Here is a 269-nt window from a genome sequence, read left to right on the forward strand (position 1 = left end):
CTGATGTTCCCGACGGAGGCGATGGACGGGGCGATTGTCAGCGGCAACTGCGTTTCTGCCTGCGATAAGAACACCACCTGGAGCCACCAGAACAACCCGGTGATTCAGGCGCTCTATCGCCGTCACGGGAAAGATCTCAACTTTATCGGCGTGATCCTCACCAATGAGAACGTGACCCTCAGCGACAAAGTGCGTTCATCCGATATGGTCGCTAAGCTCGCCGAACAGATGCAGCTCGACGGGGCGATTATCACTGAGGAAGGGTTCGG

1 protein-coding gene is annotated in these 269 nt (G+C 56.9%); it reads left to right on the plus strand.

Annotated features, from left to right (window positions below; genetic code table 11):
- The coding region (locus GYRE_RS14330; protein WP_038256158.1) for a glycine/sarcosine/betaine reductase component B subunit at positions 1-269 on the plus strand (269 nt) is incomplete at both ends.

The sequence above is a fragment of the Yokenella regensburgei ATCC 49455 genome, assembly GCF_000735455.1.
In the GTDB taxonomy this organism is placed as follows: Bacteria; Pseudomonadota; Gammaproteobacteria; order Enterobacterales; family Enterobacteriaceae; genus Yokenella; species Yokenella regensburgei.